At 20.4% G+C, this 24,118-nt stretch carries 6 protein-coding genes and 1 pseudogene; 5 read left to right on the top strand and 2 right to left on the bottom strand.

Going from position 1 to position 24,118, the window contains the following annotated elements:
* Positions 1-732 precede the first annotated feature (732 nt).
* From K0T98_RS00235 to pssA, 5 genes and pseudogenes are all read left to right on the top strand, one after another.
* Positions 733-1,866: a 3-phenylpropionate MFS transporter gene (locus tag K0T98_RS00235; protein WP_225639421.1), complete on the top strand. Its 1,134-nt coding sequence runs from the start codon at positions 733-735 to the stop codon at positions 1,864-1,866.
* Between the two features lie 4,804 nt (positions 1,867-6,670).
* Positions 6,671-7,597 (top strand): annotated as a pseudogene (gene ftsY / locus K0T98_RS00230) (signal recognition particle-docking protein FtsY); the annotation flags it as partial.
* A gap of 1,801 nt (positions 7,598-9,398) precedes the next feature.
* Positions 9,399-10,271: an RNA polymerase sigma factor RpoH gene (gene rpoH / locus K0T98_RS00225; protein ID WP_225639420.1), complete on the top strand. Its 873-nt coding sequence runs from the start codon at positions 9,399-9,401 to the stop codon at positions 10,269-10,271.
* A 327-nt stretch (positions 10,272-10,598) separates the two neighbouring features.
* On the top strand, positions 10,599-11,315 hold the full coding sequence (rph, locus tag K0T98_RS00220; RefSeq protein ID WP_225639419.1) for a ribonuclease PH: 717 nt from the start codon (positions 10,599-10,601) through the stop codon (positions 11,313-11,315).
* Positions 11,316-15,552: 4,237 nt separating this feature from the next.
* Positions 15,553-16,908: a CDP-diacylglycerol--serine O-phosphatidyltransferase gene (pssA, locus tag K0T98_RS00215; protein ID WP_225639418.1), complete on the top strand. Its 1,356-nt coding sequence runs from the start codon at positions 15,553-15,555 to the stop codon at positions 16,906-16,908.
* A gap of 2,274 nt (positions 16,909-19,182) precedes the next feature.
* Here pssA and mltA read toward each other — a convergent pair.
* Both mltA and glyA read right to left on the bottom strand, forming a co-directional pair.
* The gene (gene mltA / locus K0T98_RS00210; RefSeq protein ID WP_225639417.1) at positions 19,183-20,292 is read right to left on the bottom strand and encodes a murein transglycosylase A; all 1,110 of its coding nucleotides are present in this window, start codon (positions 20,290-20,292) and stop codon (positions 19,183-19,185) included.
* An 829-nt stretch (positions 20,293-21,121) separates the two neighbouring features.
* Positions 21,122-22,378, bottom strand: coding sequence for a serine hydroxymethyltransferase (glyA, locus tag K0T98_RS00205; protein WP_225639416.1), 1,257 nt, complete (start codon positions 22,376-22,378; stop codon positions 21,122-21,124).
* Between the last annotated feature and the right edge of the window lie 1,740 nt (positions 22,379-24,118).

The following is a 24,118-nucleotide window of genomic DNA, read 5'->3' as shown; positions in this document are numbered from 1 at the left end:
TTAATATAAAATATAATTTATCTTATTTTGCGGATAATTATTTTTTTAAAAACAAAATAAATTACATGCAGAAAATAAATGCATGATTTTTTAGTCTAAAAAACCCATAAAATATAGAGATGAGAAAAAATATAAGATATTTATTTGTATTATTATAAATACTAAACTTAGTAAGTTAAAAATAATAATCTATAAGTTACTATAATATGTAATATAAATCTAAAAATATTATGCAGTTAATTATAATATATAAAGATACACTAGGACAATCAAGCAAATTACTTTAGTAATTATTTTAAATAAAATCATCCCTATATAGTATTATTATCTTTATAACTAGTTAGTCATATTGATAAATATGTTTTATATATTTAATTATATACTGGAACATTTAATAAAATATGTTTTACTATTTTTAGTATAATACCTTTATAATATAAAAATTGCTTTTTAAAAACTTTACTAGTTTTTAAGATATATATAAAACATCGATAATGTTATTTATGATAACTATAAATAGGATTATCTATTATACATAATAAAATAATTGATATTAGGTTTTTTATCCTAAATATACTTACAGTAATGCAGAACATTATTAATATTAATTTTTATTATTAGTTTTTAATTATTAATTTGATAGATAATAAATAAAAATATTGGTGTAATTTCTTACAAAGATCTTAAAGTAGATATGTATATAAAAATAAATTTAAAATACAAGGAAAGAAAATGTTATCGTCTGCAAGTTGGTTAGGACTTAGTTACTTTACTTATTTTTTCTCTTTTGGTATTTTTTTGCCATTTTGGAGTTTATGGCTACAAGGAGAAAATATTTCTCCAGAATCTATTGGTGTATTACTTGGATCTGGAATGATAGCTCGTTTTATAGGTAGTCTATTCATTGCCCCTGCTGTAAAAAAAACTTCTCAACTTGTTATTGCCATACGAATGCTTTCTTTTCTTACACTAACTTGCTCTATAATATTTATATTTTGCAATTATTGGGTATGGATGTTAGTCACAATGGCTATATTTAGTTTATTTTATGGACCACTTATACCATTAACTGATGCTTTAGCAGCTACATGGCAACGTCAAATTGGTTTAGATTACGGAAAAGTACGTCTATGGGGGTCAATAGCTTTTGTTATTGGATCTTCTGTAACTGGGGAGATAGCAAATTATTTTGGCCACCAGGCTATTATCTACTGTATGTGGTCAGCATTGGTAGTAATGTTTTTAGGAACATTAATACATCCCAAACATATGCCCCAAGATGCACTACAAAATTATATAGTACATAATACTAAAACATGGAAAAATCTATTGACAGAATCATCAGTATGGCGCTTTTTATTATGTACTTCCCTACAGCAAGGATCTCACGCTGGTTACTATGGATTCAGTACTATCTATTGGCAAGAAGCAGGATACACTGCATCAGTAGTAGGTTATTTATGGGCGTTAGGTGTAGTCGCAGAAATAATAATTTTTGCATTGAGTAAACGATTATTTAATCATATTTCAGTTTCTCAATTATTTTTAATTTCTTGTATTTGCGCAGTAATTCGTTGGAGTTTAATGGGATCAACAACCGCATTACCTTGGTTAATTTTGATGCAAATTTTGCATGCTGGTTCTTTCACAATCTGTCACCTTGCATCAATGCGTTTTATTGCAGATCGGCAGGGAAGTGATGTTATACGCTTACAAGCTCTCTATTCTGCTCTTGGGATGGGTGGTAGTGTTGCTATTATGACTATAATATCAGGATTTTTATTTAAAAATTATCAGGGAGGTATTTTTTATGCAATGGCGTTTGTTATTTTACCAGTTTTTTTCTTTAGAAAAAAGATAAAATAAATGTTATATATCTTACTTTAATAAAACCATAAATTATTAAAATTAATCATTTATGGTTTTATTAATACTCATTATATAAGAAATAATGTTATGTAACAAATACAAATATTTTAATAAAAATTAATATTTTAATTAGACTTATATATTTTATATTTTAATATTATAAAAAATAGAATCAAAGTAAATAAATTTTATTATAATATTTTATAAAAAGTATCTTAAGATTGTATTATTTGAATGTTAATAAAAATTAATAATAATTAAAAATATATTTATTAGAGTTATAGATGAGAATCCTAATATAGGAAATATTTAATAATATTAAATGTTAATAACATTGATAATTTTTCTATAAAAGATATACCCCACTTTACTTAATTTTTAAGATATTTGCAAAGTAAAAATATTGTTATTATATTATACCTTTAAATATATATATTAAAGATGATATTAATTATTTTTAATATTTTTTAGCTGCTAAATTTATATTAATATAATACTTGATAAATGTATGTTGTAATTTTATATACATCTATAAAAAATTTTATTTTTATTTTATAATAATAAAAAGATTTATTTTTCTTGTGATTCTAATCATAATACCTTTCTTAAATTTAATATTATTTTTATAGTTTTATTTCATCTTAATATTATAAGTTTCTTTTTTTATTTATGTGCTTATAATAAAGCTATTAAGCAATACAAATATAAAGATTATTCATTAGCATGATATCAACATAGGATATGTTTATATAAGTAAGTTTGTTACTACTATATAAATTTATATAATATAGATGATTTTTGATGTATTAAAATTAGATATATATCTAAATTTAGATATATTCTTAATTGTCCTGAAATAATGTAAATTTTAAAGATAAAGATATTTTTATTAGAATTTCTTAATATATAATTTTTATATAAAAGATAAAAATACTATGATAATAATACAAATAATCACTATTACTGCAATATAATAAGATATATTAATATCAAGTTTTTATTTATTTAGGTTATAAAGAAAATAACTGATTTATTAGCACAAATATTAGATAAAGTTAGATAAGTAAATTATTCTATTTTAGATTTATATATTTTATATATAATGAAAATATATAGCTATCTAGCTAAGATATAGTATTTTTTATGATAAATATAATCAGGGATTGATAATTTATTTAAATAATATGATTATAATATTTTTTAAAAAATATACAAATATATATTTTATATTAGTTAATACATATATCTTATATGTATTATAAAATACAGTCTTATTAAATATGTATTATTTTTATTATTCATATAATATAAAATATAATTTATTGACCACTAAAACTAAGTTATACTTGATAACATAATATATAATTTATTAAAGATTTATTTAATAAAAAATTAAATCGTGCAATTAATTACCTGTAAATTAATTTTATTAAAATAATATCCATAATGTATTTTAAAATAAGTAATAGGTTGCTAATAAATTATCACTAAATACTTTTTATAAATTATTTATATGATATAAGGTATACTTTTATAAAGTACATTTATATAACCTATAGTATAGTTATTTTATATTTTTCATTAAAAATAGTATATTTATTTAGAGAAAATTTACGTAACAATAAGTAAGTAGTGAACTCAATATATTAATTCCCTTATATTACCAAAAAATAATAAAACTTTTTATATTTTTATAATTTTATTTAAAATATTCAGTATATTGTACTTTACTTAATATTTTTTTATCAAACTCACTTATATTATCTTTCTTATGAAGAAATTACTCTTATTATTAAAAATAAAGTATGTAGAAAAGTTTGTATTTTAATAAATGAAATCATAAATAAAAATATGTTATAAGGAAATACTAATCCTAAAATTATATTTTATAAAAATTTTAGTATATTATTACTACTCAATTATTATCTATATTAGATCATTTTTTTCAAATATATTAATCGCTATCTCTTTTAGAGATATTGATATTTTAAAACTATTAAAAAAAATCAACCATTATATATAAGTTATATTAACTTAATATATTCTTATTTGTGTATAAATAAGAATATATTATTAAATGTAAATAACTATTTATATCTTATATAATATGATTTAAGGAAAATATATTAAGGGAGATTAATACTAATTATAATCTTTTTCATCTTAAAATTACTTTACTTAAAATATTTATTTAGTAGATTAATTAATCTACAATAAAATAATCATACATTTAAAATCAGTATTTATTTAAATTCATAATTTAATTATTATTTATAATAACTTATATTTAAAAAATATACTCTAATATATATTTTATATGTTTAAAGGTATAAATAACTTATTAATCTTTTCTATTGTCTTTTATTATAATTTTACTAAATTATAATAAGAATGTATTATATACAATAATAAAAATAATTGTATTTTATTGTTTTCTAGTAACCTTCTATCAAAATTTTTTAATTATGTAAATTGTTTATTAAATACGAGTACGCATTGTATAGTATTTAGTTAAATCAACTTTTTATTATATACAATTTACTATTTATATAATACTATTATTAGTAGTATATAAATCAAAAATAAAATTATAAAATATTTAAGATATGCTAATTATAATTTTTTTATATAAAATTATATTATAATATATAGTACTCACTGACTAAGATATGTACTAACATTTAGTGTTATCATGCTAGATAAGCATAATAACAATTATGTTGTGTGTAATGATATTATTAACATATAAGAATTATTATAGCATTTTCATTATAAAAAATAATACATAGGATTAAGTTTTTTTAAAATTGCAATATTATTAAATATCGTCAATATGTAATTAATATCTTTATATTTAATATTTTTGATTCTTTATTAATTATCATTTTCAATCGTAATTAATAATAAATATATTTACTATATTTATATATTTTAATAAGTTTAATTTTATTCTTATTATAAAGAATACTGATTAATGAGTAATTACTATTTATATCTTTATTTTTTTAATATATATAAAAATATATTTTTCTTAAAAAAATAATACTAAATTCTACTGTTAAATATATAAGATAATAATCTTATATTATATTCTTGATATATACTTTTTTAAAAAGTAGGAGTATTTTTTTATAAAAATATAAATTACACTAAGATATTTATTATTACGTAAAAATAAATATTACTTATAATTAATATCCATTATTCAATAGATATTAATTATTTTTAGCATTCTACTTTCACTTAAAAACTATTATTTAATAAAATAATTTAATATATTATTATACTCTTATAATATTTTAAACCAATCACACTTTTATTGACGCTCTTGATTAGAAAAATGACTTATATTTAGTAAAAACGATAGTTCATATATAAAAAACATTACAAAAATTTTTTACAACTATAACATAAAGGATGTTTTATATATATTAGTTATAAAAATAACTAAAATATTATCTTAATATGAATAAGTTAAATAAATTATTTTAATATAAAATACATAGATAAAAAATCTAAGAATATATAATTAATTTTAGCAAAATATATCTAGATCTTTAATCTAAAATAAGTAATTAAATAAGTATTTGTTTGTTTATTTATAAGTAACAATTTTTAAAAGAAATACTCATGTAGTTTATAACTACAAATAATCATCTTAAGATTAAAAAGATTATATGGTTTTAAGTACTTAAAGTTTTTTTATTTAGGTATCTATTGATATGTAAGTAAGTAAAATTAAAGAATAAAAAACTATATAATATCATTGAATTTATTAGACTAATTAAAAACAAATCTCTAGTTCTTAAAATAGCTAATATTTATTTAGTAATTTTAAGATGCAATAAGTATAATGTAATTATAGTATTTTTTATACTATCATAGAATCAATATTCTAATTATATAATTTTATATAATTACAGATTAATTATAGTAAAGTAGTAAAATAGGTAATTTTTAATTATTATTGATCTAAACCGGAATATTATATTAGTTAAACAGCTACTAAGAAAAAAATAAAGAAAATACAAATATTAACTTATATCTTACCCATAGATAAGAAATTATAGTATTAATCTTATAATTATAATTATATATTTATAATTAAGATACATAAAGATAATAATTTTTATTATGAAAGCATAAAATATATATCTAATGAATTTTTTTACTTACACACTAAAGATTAATTATTATTTTAACAATAACATCTTTGTAAGATACGATTTTATATGACTATAATTCATCCTTATATATAAATTTAATAAATAAACTCAATAAGTTATAATTATTTAATGATAAAATAATCATACTTATAAAGGAATAAGGTAGATAAGACAACCCAATAGAGAATAAAATAACTTATATACACTATAAACAATAAAATAGCAGTAATATAAAAAATAAAAGTAAAAATAATAGTAGTAAACAAACATAGTACACCGAAAATTCATAGTTTCAGTGTATTAACTAGAGTTACATAACTTAATACTGGTAATTTACTACTGAAAATAAAAATATCTAAGTAAAATTATTAAATATTTAAATATTATTATGAAGTAGATTATTAATCTTGTTACTGTGATACTAAGTAATCTTATATGCATGTATACCGAGGGCTATTAATAATAGTAATCTTTATATTAACAGTCAGCTTAAATTAATCGATTATTTTAAATATATAATACTTAAAGTTTAATTTTCGGCAATTAATATGGAAGTTTATATTATTAATAATAAATCAATAATAGCAGAGAATAAATTATTTATAATGCAAACTAATATGAATATAAAAGAACCCCTAATAAAAGAAAGATTTTTTACTAGTTTAAAACGTCAATTGTTAAAAACAAAGGAATATATAGGATATGGATTTTTAGGTTTATTTAGAGGAAAAATAATAGATGATAATCTATTTAAAAAACTAGAAGAACAGCTTTTAGTTGCGGACGTAGGTTTAGAAACAACTAATAAGATACTTCAATCTCTAATAGAGCATATTCATCGTACAGATCTTAAAGAATCAGAGTTACTTTACAGCAAATTAAAAAAAGAAATGAGTGATATTTTAACTACTGTAGAACAACATCTAGATACTAGTAGTTATATACCATTTGTTATTTTGATGGTAGGCGCAAATGGAGTAGGTAAAACTACTACTATTGGTAAATTAGCCTGTCAGTTTAAGTATGAAGGAAAAAAAGTAATGTTGGCAGCAGGAGATACCTTTCGCGCAGCAGCTGTGGAACAGTTGCAGGTATGGGGTGTATGTAATAATATTCCAGTCATTTCACAACATACTGGTGCTGACTCTGCATCTGTTGTTTTTGATGCAATAAAGGCTGCTATAGCTCGTAATATTCATGTTTTATTAGTAGATACTGCTGGTCGTTTACAAAATAAATTACATTTAATGGAAGAATTAAAAAAAATTATTCGTGTAATAAAAAAAATAGATATATGTGCACCACAAGAAATTATGTTGATTATTGATGCAAGTACAGGACAAAATAGTATTAGTCAAGTTAAGTTATTTAATGAAGCAGTAGGGTTAACTGGTATTACATTAACTAAACTAGATGGCACTGCAAAGGGAGGGGTAATTTTTAATATAGCAGATAAGTTTAATATTCCTATACGTTATATTGGAATTGGGGAAGGTATAGAAGATTTAAAGCCATTTAAAGCAAAGGAGTTTATTGAAGCACTGTTTACTCTACATAATTGATATTAATAGTCATATTTAAAAGTAGTTAAATTAATAGTTTGTAAAGATAATATTTAATATACAAAATATCATTATTATTTTAAATTATATAGTATTTCTATTTTAAAAATAAATTATTTCAATCGGTAATCAAATTAGTATCCTTAATTTTATAGCTAAAAGAACAAGAGATATATTAAGTTAATACATAAATATTTGTATTATATATGCAATACATAATATATTTATATTATAAATCATCTAAAATATATTATATATATTTTATTGCTGCTTATTAAGCAATTACTATATAAAAATATTTTTATATTCAATTTAATAATATTTTAATGTTATTAAATAATCAGTAATTGCTTTATTGAATTTTTATAGATAAAATCAGTTATTTTTCTTATTAGAATATAATAATTGTTGATAAATAATCCTTTTGTATAGATACAATAACATCAATGGCCTGTATTTATATACAGATGATATAATTTTTACTAAAATATTAATAAGTAGATTATAAAATTTTACTTATCTTAATATAGGTATATTAGGAATTGCATAAAAAATGATATTGTATGTTTACACAAACCAATTAATAAACTCCTAAGTAAAATCTTATTACTGACATAATGAGATTTAATCAGTGTATCATAGTTACTTTTGAATTTTTAAAAGTAAAAAATAAGATTTCTTTTCCGCAATTTTACTATTTAAATAAGATTTTTATCCTTTTACAGGATTTATCAAAGTTAAAATCTTAGTTTTTAATATATTAGGTATATAATTTTTTTATGTTATTAACTTTTACTCTATACTTTCATAATTTGTAAGAATTATAATTACTTCATATTTATATATTTTATTAATGTCAGTTAAGCAAACTTTATAAAATAACATTTAGAATATGTAGTTCTATACTAATTTTTATTACAACTAATAAATAGTTACTGATTATGTATTTTTTTTATTAAAAAAGTTAATATATAAACTTTAGTGAAATAAATTAATTCAATATTACTTGAATATGTACATAAAAAAAATATCATATATATACTATATAGTAAACACATAAAAAACGATATGTTATAAATAACATCCACTAATTATTTTATTGAATACATTAATTTTTAGCTAATTTATTACTATAAATAATTTAATAATAAACTATTTTTAATAAATTATTTATAGTAATAAAATATATTGTAAAATACTTTATATTCTCAATGATTTTATTATTAAAGATATATTTCTATTATATTATTATAATTTTTAAACTTTTATTTATTAAAATTATAATAAAATATATGTAATATTTTTGTATTTTATAGATTAGTTAAGATCGTTTATAGTATTTAAATGATATGGAAAGTATTGTTTTAGTAGATATTACAGTTATACAAGAAAGTATTCTATTATATAAAAGATATTTTATATAGTTTATCTCAGATAATATTAGCAGTAAAACATTCTTCTAAGATTTGTTAGTTTTATTTTTCTTAAAATATTTTAAAGATAGATATATGTTAGATAACAATCTCTGTTGTTTATTTTTATCTTTAAGATGTATATAATATTCAAATTGATATATAATCAATAATATCTATAGTACTATAAAATAGTTGTATGAGTATTACTAAATTAATTTAAGTATTTCTTTCTTTTGAAATTTTTTTATTATAAAATATAGGATTATAAATCTTTTGAGGTAATTTTACTATAAATTTAGTAATTATATAAGAACGTATAAAACATAATATTTTTAAATAATCTTTTATTTATAGTTATACTAGAGTTGTAGATTAAGAGGGTTTGAATGACCAGAGAGATGCAAACTTTTACTTTAGTTCCTCGAGGTAGTCTTGAATCTTACGTGCGTGCAGTTAGCACTTATCCAATGTTAACATTAGAAGAAGAAAAAGCACTAGGTAAACTACTGCATTATAATAGTGATTTAGATGCAGCTAAAAAATTAATTCTTTCTCATTTACGTTTTGTTGTGCACGTAGCCCGTAATTATGCAGGTTATGGACTACCGCAAGCAGATTTGATTCAAGAAGGTAGTATAGGTTTAATGAAAGCAGTACGCCGTTTTAACCCAGAAATGGGTGTACGTCTTGTATCTTTTGCAGTACATTGGATTAAAGCTGAGATTCATGAATATGTACTACGTAATTGGCGTATTGTAAAAGTAGCAACAACGAAAGCACAACGTAAGCTTTTTTTTAATCTACGTAAAACAAAACAGCGTTTAGGTTGGTTTAATCAGGATGAAGTTGAACTAGTTGCTCGTGAACTAGGAGTTTCTGAAAAAGATGTGCGAGAAATGGAATCCCGTATGTCCGCTCAGGATATGGCTTTTGATTTATCTAATGAAGATGATGACGGTATATTACCTATAGCACCTGTTTTATTCCTGAGGGATAAATTCTCTGATTTTGCTAATGATATAGAAGATGATAACTGGGATAATCATGCATCAGACAAACTAATTCTAGCTATGAATCATCTGGATGAACGTAGTAAGTATATAATACGCGCCCGTTGGCTAGAAGATAATAATAAGGCAACCCTCCAAGAATTAGCAGAAAAATACGGTGTTTCTGCAGAACGTGTACGTCAACTTGAAAAGAACGCAATGAAAAAAATGCGTATAACAATTGAAAGTAAAAGTGTAAGCGTCAATTAATTTAATAGAATTATTTATTAATATTTTTATATACTACAGCTTAATTATTTAGATACTAGTAAAGCAAACTTAGTATTTAATCACACCCTATCTGAGTAGATTGTAAAAATAAATGTATAATTATACAATATTTGATATTTATATCAATACCTTAAAAGATATTAGTTAGTCTATTATTATAAGAGAATAATATCTGTATTAGTTGTAAGCTTAATCACAAATTCTTTATGAAGAGAATTGTATATTAATATAATTAAAACATTAATAATACTATAATTTTTAAGGTATCTGAAAATTAATAATAATCAATTTTCGGAGATAATTTCTATGCGCCCAGAAGATCGAAATGTCGAACAGATCCGCCCATTTAAACTTACTCGTCATTATACGCAATATGCAGAAGGATCTGTCTTAGTAGAATGTGGTAATACAAAAGTAATATGCAATGCTTCTGTTGAAGAAGGAGTTCCACGTTTCTTAAGAGGTCAGGGACAAGGTTGGATCGCAGCAGAGTATAGCATGTTGCCTAGATCTACTCATAGTCGTATAGTACGTGAAGTAAGTCGGGGTAGACAGAATGGGCGTACAATGGAAATACAGCGTTTTATTGCTCGTTCTATACGCGCTGCGGTAGATTTGAAAAAACTAGGTGAACTTACTATTACGTTAGATTGTGATGTAATTCAAGCAGACGGTGGTACTCGTACTGCATCTATTAATGGAGCTTACGTAGCTTTGGTTGATGCAATAAATAATTTAGTAACAACAGGTAAATTAAAAGATAATCCAATAAAAAATATGGTTGGTGCGGTATCTGTTGGAATTGTTAGTGGTCAAATTGTATGTGATTTAGAATATATTGAAGATTCTATCGCAGAAACTGATATGAATATAGTTATGTTAGAAGATGGTCGTATGATTGAAGTGCAAGGTACTGCAGAAAGAAATCCGTTTAGTCATAAACAATTTTTAGAACTACTCATTGTAGCCAAAATAGGAATAAAAGCTATTATTAAGTCGCAGAAAGAAGCACTGCAAAATTAAATATTTATATTTTTATAGATTTTCTTAAAATAATTAAGATATTTTATGATATTTTATTAATATAAAATAATTACAATACTTATAATTATTATAGTAGTACAATTATTGAGTTAGTTATTAATTCAGTAAATACTTCATATTTTTGTGCTAAAGTATTTTTACTTTGAAACTAAATACAGATGATTCAATATTTAGCAATCTTCTCCCTCTTAATAATGTTGCCTTATAATTTTTATAAAACTAGAGTTATAAATAAATTATTATTAATATTTTTAATATTCTTATATAATTTATTATATTTTATTGGTTGATATACTAGGGTATTTTACATCATCTAGATTATTACTAATAATATTAACTTATTTTAAGTATTGTAATTTGAGATTACATCGCTAAAGATAAATTATACAATTAATATTAATAATATTAATTGTATTTTAAAATTATACAATAACTTTCATAGATATATACTAATAATAATTTAGTATATATATATTATGATTGATTTTAGCAGTCAATTTGTGATAGATATTGATATATTATAAGTTGTCTGTTAAAGATCAAAACTATTCTATCAAGAATTAATTTGCAAAATAAAATTAGAAAAATATTTTTCACTTCTTATCCTTAAAGGAAGGTATGATTAAAGCATTACAATAGTAATTGTAGAGAAAATTATTCTTAGTTATTAAAAAATTATATAATATATTTGTATATATATTATTTAATAAATATTTTTACTTAGTGATTAAGGTATATAAAAACCAATAAAATATATTAAAAATCATACTTTAATATTTATTATTGTTTGTAAAATTTTGATATTCAAATTAAAATAATTAGTTATTTTGATGTAATATTTATTAGAAATAAATTTATTAGGTTATAATAACTATTTCATTATAAGTAGTTAATAACTATTTTTTACTAAAAACGTATTCTATATTATGAAATATATTTTTATTATAAAAAGATGGTTTTAAATTATTTTAAACTATAAAAATAAAAGCATGAAAATATATTAGTACAATAAGTAATGCTTTATTTTTATTAAGTAAATATATAATATATTATTAGATATATTTTTTTATATCAGTATATTAGTTATGTTATTAGCCATAATAAGGAGGCTTATTTATACAATAAGCCTTAATATAACTGATGAATACTTTAATATGACGTATTAATAAGAAAATATATTACAATAATTTAGTAAATATTTAAAGTTATTTAGTGTTTAAAAGAAAAATAGCTTACTAAGCAATGCTATTGTATAGTTAACTAACTAGTATGACGGATACATATTAATATGTATTATATCTATATTGATTTGGTATAAATATTAAATTAGCTCTCAAGATTATTTTATATAATTACAAATTAGAGTACTGATATTAACACTCAGTTTAATAGAATATTAGTTAGTTAGTTAATACTTAATACTACAATATTAGTTTTTATTAAAATAAAGCGAGTTAATATAGGTCAGTTAGTTTATAATAGTATTATTATTGTTGTGTTTCTACCTACTATACATTAAAGACCAGATTCTGCAAAGAAAACTATATAATAGATATAATCTATATTACAGATAGTGATTATCACTTTATCTAAATATCCTGATAATCTATATTTTATAAAACATATTAATAATTATTATATAAGATATAAATACTTACCATTCTATTAGTGTATTAACGCATGCTCTTAACATGTAGATTATTATGTAATTTTACTTTTATACTTTCTATTTTTATACTATTATTAGCTTTAATAATACTTCAGTATTATTTCAATACCAAAATTATTAATTAGAACGTAATATTAAATACTATAGTCTTATATGTAATTCATAAGTATTAATTCTTTATAAGTAAGTTGGTTATAGTGATAATTTAATGCTTAAGTTAATTGTATATATTCAAGTATAAATAAATAAATTGATATGTTAATTTTTCATAATTTATTTTATATTAAATATCATTTTAATATTTTAATTATTAATATATAAAATTATAACATTTTATGTACTCCATACTTTATGCCTTTTTAATTTATTAATTAGTAAAAATATGTATTTATGTAAAAAATATAATTTAAAATATTAAATTATAATTATACTATATAATCTAAAATATTAGATATATGTTTGTCTTAAATAGTTTTAATTATTTACTATAAATATATAATTAGCTATAATTATTACATATTAATAATTACAGAATAGATAGTTTTTAACTATTGTATATTATAAGATAATATATCTTATTCTTTATAAGAAATATTTTCTTACTTTATTGCAAAGAATATTTATTAACTACTATATAGAATATAAAATTACTTGTATCGTATATTGAGTATTCCTAAAATACTTAACTTTATATTACTTTAAATACATATAATTTATTGCCATACTTTAGTTACCTTGTGTATATAATAATCTTATTTATATTAAGTAATTCTGTTATTATATATATCTTATTAATATCATCATATATGAAATATATTTATCATAAATTTTACTTAACAAGAATATTATTCACAATAAATATTGTGATATACTAAATTTCAGTGATTTTATTAAATATTAATTGAATTAATATTATTATATTTCTTAATTTTATTTAATATAAAATTAAGAAATATAATAAAGTATCTCCTTATCTTATTAAGATATCCATATAGTCATTACCTTAATATATTATTTTAATATGATAGTACTATTCATCTATATATATAGGATATATACTCCTCGGTTAGTATTATTAGATGTATTATTTTAAATACAAACAGTTATATAAAAACTATAAAATTTTTACAAACTTAAAAAAGTTTTTTTATTTTATATGTATAATAAGATAAATATTTATTTTTATACTTTAGATAATATATTTTAATTCATAAAATACCTGAGTAATATTAGTATATTATCGATTTTAAATATATTTTTTATATTAAAGAGTAGCAAGAATAGATCTCTATTTTATAGAGATAAGTGTTATATATTTTATATAACAGTTATGAAGATACGTTTCTATATAAATATATAGATATTATATAATTATGCTAAGTTAGTTCTTCTAGAACAAATAAATAAATAAAATTATTCATTCATATTATAAACTTATAATAATACTAAGTAATTTAATGCCTACATTATTATATAAGTTTTAGTAAAAATACTGTTTTTATATTAGTATTAATAGTTTAAAGATTAATATTGTACTATAATAGAGTATAACTCTATTATCTTACTATATAAAATTATATATTTAAGTTGATTACAAAATAAGAAATACTTATATAAGTAAGCCATATAAAAATGGATTAATGAATAGTTATATTAATTTATTAATCTTAAGTGCTATTTCTAATAGTACTCGCACATCAAATAAAGTATTCTCATTGTATATAAATATACTCTGTTACAAAAATATAGAAAAAGTATGTAGTAATTTTTATTACTGATCAATATTAATATTTATGTATAAGAGTCTTTTGGGCTTCGTAATAAGGATATATTTTAATATAAAATTAAGGTCCTATTAATAGGATTAAATATTGTATTATTATATCTATAATAACATAAATCATAAAGTTATTATAAATTCTTATTTATACATAATAAAATCTTCTTACTATATGAAAAAATCAGAACCTAATTAAGATAAGTGGTTAATATTACAAAATGATAATATCTAATTAATTACAAAATATTTTATATTCTCTGATATAATTAATTATTCCTAATTTTAATTATACTGCAATAAATTATTTAAAATGTAAAATTATGTATATTATTCAGTATATATTAGATCTGTATAAAGAAATAAACTATCATAATAGAATATTTAGGTAATATACAAATTATATTAACTTAATCACTAATTAACTGATTATAATATTTTTATGAATTATTATGAACTAATAATTCATAAATTAATTTTATATTCAGTATAGTATACGTTTACTATAGATAGATAATGGAGTGAATAAAAATATTTTTAAGAATATATTTAAAATTATTACATAATCAGCACTAAATGCAAGGTAGAAAATGCATTTTTCTATCCTATCTAAATAATATTAGATTAATATAATGTAGAATATTTAAGTATTCTACATTATAAAGATATTTATCTTATTATATTTTGCTTCTGCAAGAATATATTTTTCTTTGCTAATATAATAATAAAATATTTATTTTATTAATAATAAAATAAGAATTAAATTATAAATGTTATCTATATATAAACAAGTAAAATGCCAACAACATCTCTTACAGCTGCCAAAAATTCCCCAGACAGTTAACGATGTTCAGATATTATTTATGGCAGATTCTTTTCGTCTAGCTTTAATTGATAGTATTTCCCAAGCTTCTCGTCGTATTTATATTACAGCTTTGTATTTAGAAAATGATAAAGGAGGACAGGATGTGCTTGATGCTTTGTATATTGCAAAACAACAGCATCCAGAGTTAGAAATATATATTCTTGTGGATTGGCATCGCGCTCAACGTGGACGTATTGGAACTACTACTACGCAGACTAATACTGATTGGTATTATTTTATGACAAATCAATATCCTAATATTTTAGTACCTATTTACGGAATACCAATAAATACTAGAGAAATATTAGGTGTTTTTCACCTTAAAGGTTTTATTATTGATGATTGTGTAATCTATAGTGGGGCTAGTTTGAATAATGTTTATTTACATTGTTACGACAAATATCGCTATGATCGTTACTATTTTATTCAGAATAGCAGTCTAGCAGATACTATGTCTGATTTTATTCAAAATAAAATACTCACTCACCCTGCTGCTCAACGTTTAGACCTTAATTATCGTACTAAAAGACTATTAATATGCTATAAAACGCTCCAACTACGCCATATATTACGTTATTATAAGTACGATGTTGCATCGATTGCAAGTAATGAAGAATTATCAGTAACTCCCCTTGTTGGATTAGGTAAATATAGCTTGCTGAATCAAACAATCCAGTATCTTATATGTAGTACAGTAAGTAATATAATTTTATGTACACCTTACTTTAATATTCCAGATATATTACTACGCAATATTACTAATTTATTGTACAAAGATAAAAAAGTAGAAATTATTGTAGGAGATAAACAAGCAAACGATTTTTATATTCCAGTCAATGAGAAATTTAAAATTACTGGTATACTACCTTATCTATATGAAATAAATTTATTGAATTTTATAAGTTTTCTACAACATTTTATAGATAATGGAAAACTAACTATCCGTCTTTGGACAGATAAACAAAATACTTTCCATCTTAAAGGTATATGGATTGATAATGAATGGCAATTAATTACAGGTAGTAACTTAAATCCACGCTCATGGCTCCTTGATTTAGAGAACGCAATTCTTATACATGATCCTAAGTATCAATTAAGTCAAAAATTTCAGAAGGAGCTAGAGTGCATTCGAGGTAATACTCGTATTATTAATAGTAATCTTGAATTAGAAACTATTCAACAGTATCCAATAAAAGTACGTAAATTAATAAGACTATTTAGAATAGTTCGTATAGATTATCTTATTAACAAAGTTTTATAACTAATTATTGGATGACTATTACTTAGATGTTTATATTTTATCTATCATAATATAGAAATAAATTTATTATTTTAAAAAAACTAACAACTACAATTAGTTTTTTGATTTTATTTGTTATATACATAATAATAATACCTGTTAATTATAATATAACAATATTAACTGTAATAATTTTTATATGATCTAATTAAATATTTCTTAATTTTATGATATTTAATATCAATAAATAAGTTTATCAAATTTATTATATATTTATATAGTCAAAAATGTAATTTATTTAAAGTGGTATAACGCAATAATGCTAAACTAGTAACTGTTTGTATCAAAACTAATCTAATATTAAGTTTTTATATAAAATAATTTGTATCTTAAAATCATTATAAAAATATTCGCTAACTTTCATTATCTTATTTATAAGGTGTAATCTTAATTTCATTATCTCTCGTATAATATTATAGTTACTATGTGAGTAGTAAAACCAGACTATATAAAATGTATATGCATATAATAAATATTTTAATGTTCTAAAAAATAATTAATTATTTAAAAATATTAAATTGCGCATTATTACTAGTATGTAATACATGTATTATATACAACTGTTTATTTCCTGTATTATATATTTCTGATAATTAATAAATTAGGAGTAATTTTATATTACTAAGAATAATAATAATTAAAAATTTTAGATACATTGAATATAATGCCAATATACCATTATTTGATATAATCAGGTAGAGTCTTTATAAGAAATTATTTTTAATATATATTAATAATAATAATATTAGGATATTACTTAATACCTATTAATACAAACATTTAATACTATAAACTAGTACACTAGTTATTATAATATAGATATATCTAGTAGATTATAATAATATTTATTTGTAATAAAATATTAGAATTGATAAATATAATATATACAAAGGATCTTTTATTTATATACTACAAATTAGTAATTCACTTGAATAAGTAAAAATTTATTTATATGCCAATTTTGCTATTTTATATATAGTATTAAGATAACTTAATATAACTATTATTCTTACTTCTTCTCCATGCTTATATTATAATAAATATATAAAATATTATTAAGGGAGTTATATTGGATGATTGTTATATTATAAGTATGGTAAAAGGATAATAACGAAAATAAATATAAATAAATTTTATATTTCAGTATTACTGAAATATAATAAAAAGCAGTAAATTATTAGTTATTAATAATTAAATCTTATTAAATCTAGATTATATTTTTTTTACTGTTCTAAATATAAAGATATAATATAACTTAATATTAGTTTTTTTTATATGAAAAGTAGTGTATATTAGTAATATTTATACTATTCTAAATTTTAGAAAATAATTTCAGATAAATACTTATTTTATAAGATTATAAGCAAAAAGTACTCTATAATCTCTCAAAGAGAATATTATAAATTATAATTTTTTTATCTATCTTATAATCTACAATAAAATGTTATTTACAATATTTTATTTAAAATATAACTAAATATATAATTTACTAATAACAAAAGAAAGTATATAAAAGAAGCTAAATAAGATAGTGAATCTAATAATATATACCAGGAAATCAGGTGAAAATATTTTTATCTAATTAAAGAAAATAAAATATATATTTTATATAATTATATTAAATATAATAAAATTACTTAAAATATCCTTTATATTTCTTATCACACATTACTCATGATATTTACTGAGATATTCAGGGTTAATAATACTATTATTATTTATTTAAAAAAATAAAAAAGTTTAAATAATTATTTAATACTATTATACTTATTTAAAAATAAAATCTTGTAATAGCAAGTATTACTGTTAAACTATATCATTTTTTTCACTATTTTTACTATAAATAATTTTAATAATAATTAAATCTTTATACTTACTAACTAGTAAGATACAATCTTAGTATAAATTCACTACTATTTATATTAGTAATATTTTATATCTAAATTATCTATAATAATTAAAATATCTTTATAAGATTATATATATTGTACTATTAATTTTATGATTATAGTTATATAATAACTATCGAGGTTTAAATTATTTTATACTTCTTTAGTGAATATAATCTCTTAAAAAAAGATAATTTATATATTATACAATACCCAAATATATAATTTGTATAAAATTATATAGTAATATAAAGAATTATTATTCTTTATATCAATTATTAATTGTACTAAATATCTATAAACAATATTTTAATTATGTAAGTGTTTGTTTTTAATGTTAACCACCTCAAAATCTAGGCGAATAATAATCTTGTATTATAGGTGACTCTAATATCCATATACGACCATAATGGTTATAGAAACCAGCTTTTTCACCCGCGTCCTGACCAATACCTTGATAAATATCGCAATGTTGACCTTTAATCACACCACCTACATCTAGAGCTAGCATAAGACGTATCTCATACTTACCAGTAAATTTACCATAACAATCTAGTAATGGTACCTCTACAAGTAATGTGGATCCAGCTGGTATCAATCTACTATCACAAGCAACGGAAACCTTAGGTAATAACGGTACACCACTAGCACCTTTTACTAGAGAATTTTTTTCTGGTTTAAAAAAAACAAAAGAAGGATTTTGTTCTAATAATGCACGAACTTCATGTATAGAATGTTTATAAGCCCATTGGCGAATAGCATGCATAGACATTTCTTCATTTATAATATCACCACGTTTAATTAAAATTTTACCAATACTATAATAGCTATAACCATTATTACCACAGTATCCAAAAAAAGTAAATGGAAGTCCATCGCCATAATCCACATATCCGCTACCTTGTACTTCCATCATAAAGTTATCTATAAGAGAATTACTATAGCCAAGTACTAAATTACGGTTGTCTAATATACCGTTATATATAGAAGTTCTATTAGGTAAAAGTTGATTTTTTTCTTTTATAGGCATGCGGTAAAGTGGATACTGAAAATTACCTTGACGTGTATATCGTGCTTGAATAACTGGTGTGTAGTACCCTGTTAATTGAACATTACCGAAATGATCAATACCTGCCATTTGATAAATTATTAAATTAAACTTAGATATGACATTAATATCCCCCCCAGCCTGCAGCCATTTAATAACTATTTTGAAGGTATCATGATATTTTTTATATAAAAAAGGGGATGTATGTTTGATTTTATCAATTTGGTTATAAAAATCTTTTATATTTATAGGTTTTCCTTTGATATTAGGTGTATCTACAAGTATTAGAGGTTTATTAATTTTACCATCCTTATACTGTTGTCCTTTACTTATCGGATGAGATACACATCCAGTAAGTAATAGTAGTAATAATACATATATTATATAGTTTTTATAAAAATTATTCATCTTACGCCTTTTAAAAAAAATGATTTATTAAAAATTAAAGATATTAAAAAATTTTTTTATAAAAAATATTATTCATTTTATTATTATAAAAATTCTATCAAAAATATAAATTAACTTTTTAAAATATAATTTAATAAAAATATTTTATATTATAATTATAATAAATACTAAGATAAGGTATGGAGTATAACTTTTTTTAAAAAATTTGATAATATTTATAAAATATAATATTTAATAAATAAATTAAATTATATTTTATAAAAATGAACTCTTGGTTAATTCTATTAAATAATATCTTATATTAAAGTATATATAATATTATATAATATAAATATTATAAGACATTAAGATATACACAAAAAATGTAAGATTATATATTATTAAATAATATATATTAATAATTTTCAGGAGAAAAGGTAGTATTATTGCAAATATATTTATAAGAAAATTTGTTTTTATAAAAGTAATTAAGATAATTTCAAAATTAATAAAAAGTAATTTATATATATACTATAAAAAATATTTTATGAATTATGTAGTATGATAAGTTATTTTATTTTAAATTAGGTTACACATTATTTTAATAGATCAATAGAACTATGATAAATTTTAGTTTTATTACTTTCTAATTATTTTTAAGATCTAATTATATTTGAGTATAAATAATACAAAATAATAAAACTAAAGATAGTAATATCTTATATTAATTATAGAGTAATTACCTGTAATTAATATAAGGTACAAAACCATGCTTATTTATATAGTTATATAAATATATAAATATATAAATATATAAATATATAAATATATAAATATATAAATATATAAATTATAATACGTACACCGGCAAGCGACAACAAATATGTAAAACTTTTTTCTTAATGGATGCAAAAATTTTATTATCATTAATATTATCTAATATGTCGCATATCCATCCAGCTAGCTCGCAAGAATCATCTTCTTGAAAACCACGACGTGTAATAGCAGGAGTCCCAATACGTATACCTGAAGTTATTAATGGGCTTCTAGGATCATTAGGTACGCTATTTTTATTTACAGTAATATTTACTTTACTCAAGGCATATTCAGCATCTTTACCTGTAATATTTTTCCCAATCAGATCGATTAAAAACATATGGTTTTCAGTTCCTCCAGAAACTACTTTATAACCACGATTTAGAAATATGACAACCATTGCCTTAGCATTACTTATAATAAGTTGTTGATATTGTTTAAATTCTGGTTCCATGGCTTCTTTAAAAGCTACTGCTTTTGCTGCAATTACATGCATAAGCGGTCCTCCTTGAGCACCTGGAAATGTGGCAGCATTTAGTTTTTTATACATCTCTTCGGTTCCTCCTTTAGCTAAAATTAAACCGCCACGAGGACCAGCTAATGTTTTATGTGTAGTTGTTGTTACAACGTGAGCATAAGGAATTGGATTTGGATATAATCCTGCAGCTACCATGCCAGCAACATGAGCCATATCTACAAATAAATAAGCATTTATATTATCAGCAATCTCACGCATCCTAGCCCAATGTACAACGCCAGAATATGCAGAAAAACCACCAACAATCATTTTATATTGCTGCTTTTTAGCCTTAGTTTCCAAATATTCATAATCTATATGACCATTTTTATTAGTACCATAAGGAGTAAAATTATACATTTTTCCTGAGAAGTTAACTGGGGAACCATGAGTTAAATGGCCTCCATGTGCTAAATTCATTCCTAAAACAGAATCACCTAACTTTAAGAGAGCAGTATAAACTATAAAGTTAGCTTGAGATCCAGAATGAGGTTGTACATTGGCATAATCAGCACCGAATAATATTTTCGCACGATCGATAGCTAATTTCTCTACTATGTCTACATACTGGCAACCTCCATAGTAACGGCTCCCGGGATAACCTTCAGCATACTTATTGGTTAACTGAGATCCTTGAGCCTGCATAACTCGTGGACTAGTATAATTTTCTGATGCTATTAGTTCAATATGTTCTTCTTGACGTAACACTTCCTTTTCCATGGCTTGCCATAATTTGGTATCATAGTTAGCAATGTTGATTTTAAGTTTAAACATATTACCTCTAGTTATTGGGATATTTTTATATGAAGTGTATAACAATTTTATTAATTATCATTATAATTAATAAAATTGTTATAGATATTACTGTATATAATACATATATTAATATTATTGCATATAAGAAAATATGTAAGTATATTATATATTTTATAATATTTTAATATTAAAATTAGTTGTTTGAAAAATAAAACTGTAATGTCAAAATTACGTTAACTAATAATAGGTATTATTAGTTATAATGTATAAAAGTTTATAAAAAATATATAAAATTAAAAAATTTCAAGTTTTCGTATCTTTTTATTAAAAATACAGTTAAGTACAATAGATTTTTTAATAATTTTTTTTAAAAAAAATATATAAATTAAGTTATTTACATTAATATTTTATATTAAAACTTTAAATAAATTAGTTTATGTCAAATTTATAATTAATGAGGATAAAATCAGATATATTAATATAATTAATATGTCCAATGATTATATAAAAATTTTTATTGATTTTTTTTAAAAAAATAAATTTGTTTATTTTTTGTAGTGCCAATAAATGTTATTGATATTATCTTTCTTAAGAAAGATAAGGGTATTATAAATATAATAATGAACTTTAAGTATTTTATAAAATTTCTTTTTTATCTTCTTATTCTAGTGCATATTAGAATTTGATTCTAAAATAATAAATTTATTTTTTTAATGAGATCTTACGATAACATCCATTTTTTATTTATTTCTTAATAAGATAATGTCTATGTGTTAAGTGACTTAAAGCAATATAATATATTTTAGTGATATTATCCATATATATTCACTTACCAGACTGATAATAGTCTTGTCTTTTATAAGTTATATAGTTAATGCTATATGTATATATTTCAGAATATATTATCTAAACATATAAATATCTTTTATCTATATCTCTATAAATTTGTTTATAATTATTTGATTTATATATTGTATTAATTTTTATATATTTTATTTTTCTATGAAATACATAATATTTCATATTATTCTATATATAATATGTCTAATGAAGTTACTTTATATAAAGTACTTATTAACTGTAACAATATATTGGTAAATTTTTTATACTAAAATATTTAGTAATTTTTATAAATTAAAATAGATGCTATGTGAGCTAATAGCTATTAGCATTATATAATATATATTTCATAGTAAATATTATGTAGCTAATATAATGTTATTTCTTTTATACTATGATATATAAAATAATATCAATTTAAATAGTTTATAACGTATTAATGATTTGATCATAATAAAATTAATTATGGGTTTATTTATATACTCTATACTACAAATATCCATATAATGATTACATAAAATATACCCTCTATTAAATTAATAATATTATTAATATATTTGCACTATTTAAAATTAATCAAAAAATCATTCTTATATATTACATGTATGATATGCATCAATAATCTATCATCCTGTATTTAAAATATTTTTCATTATTTTATATTCTATATTCATATTATATCTATAAATATAATTAATTTAATTTCTTAAGTTTTTTGGAAAATTGCTAAAAATAATTTTTAATTATTAAGATACTTTTATTTTTTAAAAAAAATAATCTATATATAATATAGCTTTAATTAAAAATAACATATAGATACCTATAATATTTTATTAAAAACATAAAAATTATTATAGATAAAAATTATTAATATACTTAAAAAAGTAATATCTACATCTCTAGATAACGAAGATAAAA

Origin of the sequence: Candidatus Profftia sp. (ex Adelges kitamiensis), from assembly GCF_020342455.1 — a bacterium.
Lineage (GTDB): Bacteria > Pseudomonadota > Gammaproteobacteria > Enterobacterales > Enterobacteriaceae > Profftia.
This window is presented reverse-complemented; position numbering and strand designations above follow the sequence as displayed.

What these genes read in the sequence shown, in the direction of transcription:
- pssA (WP_225639418.1), top strand. Translation starts at nt 15,553, where the DNA reads ATGTTATCTATATATAAACAAGTAAAATGCCAACAACATCTCTTACAG.
- rph (WP_225639419.1), top strand. Translation starts at nt 10,599, where the DNA reads ATGCGCCCAGAAGATCGAAATGTCGAACAGATCCGCCCATTTAAACTT.
- glyA (WP_225639416.1), bottom strand. Translation starts at nt 22,378, where the DNA reads ATGTTTAAACTTAAAATCAACATTGCTAACTATGATACCAAATTATGG.
- rpoH (WP_225639420.1), top strand. Translation starts at nt 9,399, where the DNA reads ATGACCAGAGAGATGCAAACTTTTACTTTAGTTCCTCGAGGTAGTCTT.
- mltA (WP_225639417.1), bottom strand. Translation starts at nt 20,292, where the DNA reads ATGAATAATTTTTATAAAAACTATATAATATATGTATTATTACTACTA.
- K0T98_RS00235 (WP_225639421.1), top strand. Translation starts at nt 733, where the DNA reads ATGTTATCGTCTGCAAGTTGGTTAGGACTTAGTTACTTTACTTATTTT.